At 51.4% G+C, this 1106-nt stretch carries 2 protein-coding genes; both read left to right on the forward strand.

The window, feature by feature from the left end; genetic code table 11:
- The first annotated feature begins 81 nt into the window (after positions 1 to 81).
- Positions 82 to 624, forward strand: coding sequence for a CBS domain-containing protein (locus F6K13_RS34385; protein ID WP_287290122.1), 543 nt, complete (start codon positions 82 to 84; stop codon positions 622 to 624).
- Positions 625 to 650: 26 nt separating this feature from the next.
- A complete protein-coding gene (locus F6K13_RS35715) occupies positions 651 to 1070 on the forward strand; it encodes a hypothetical protein (protein WP_353735769.1) in 420 nt (139 codons plus the stop codon).
- Positions 1071 to 1106: the final 36 nt, after the last annotated feature.

A 1106-nucleotide genomic window follows, 5' to 3' on the forward strand; every position in this document is an offset into this window, starting at 1 on the left:
AAGAGGCCCCGTTGGTTGTCTGACAGGTTTCCATGGCCAGCGCGTCTTCTTCTATCGTCCATCTTGTCTGGAGCTAGCATCATGAAAACAACGATTACGATGATTGTGGCGGATATTATGACGCCCCATGTGTTGACCATCGACCAACACGCCACCGTTGCCGAGGCGATCGCCCTGATGCAATACCACCATGTCCGGTCACTCATCATCGAACCCTCCAACGACCATGAAAATCATGGCATAATTACCGAACGGGATATTGTTTACCGTGTCATTGCCCGACGCCTTGACCCTCAACAAATCAACGTGTCTGAAGTGATGCGATCGCCCTGTGTTCTGATCTTTGGCGATGCCACCATTGTTGAAGCCGCCCAACGGATGGCGGAAGCAGGGATTCAACGTGCCCCAGTTATTGGCTTTGGCGAAAAACAGGACGGGAAACTTCTAGGCATGATTTCCATTACCGATATTGTGATGAAAATGAACTGGGTGAGTGTCGAAGGCCAACCCCTGGACACCCATCTTCAAGATGCCCTACGCCACTCTCGGATCATCCCTGAACCCAACCAACAAACCGCCCAGGAATCGGCGATCGCCTGGGATGTGATGGAAAAGTACGGGTAGTTGAAGCATGTAAAACGGTGATCACGATGCTAAATCCCGGTCTCCCGCCCCTTATTAAATCCATGATGCAGCCGGAATTCTATCCGCATTCGGTCCACGAGCCGATTGAACTGATCCAGACCCACGCCTCCTATATTCTGCTGACGGGCGACTACGCCTACAAAATCAAAAAGCCCGTCAACTTTGGGTTTCTAGATTATTCAACCCTGACCGCCCGTAAACACTTTATCGAAGAAGAACTCCGGCTCAATCGCCGCACCGCCAGAGAACTTTATCCAGAAGTAGTTGCCATTTGCCCAACCCAAACAGGCTACTCTTTCTGCCCACCCCTCAGCACTGTTCACACCCCTCAGCACTGTTCACACCCCTCACCACTGTTCACACCCCTCAACGCTCCAAAATCCAAAATCCAAAATCCAAAATCGTTTCCCCCTCCTCCCCCGTAGAATATGCCCTAAAAATGCGGCAATTCCCACGCCACA

It is taken from the genome of Okeania sp. SIO2B9 (assembly GCF_010672505.1).
Taxonomy (GTDB): Bacteria; Cyanobacteriota; Cyanobacteriia; order Cyanobacteriales; family Microcoleaceae; genus Okeania; species Okeania hirsuta.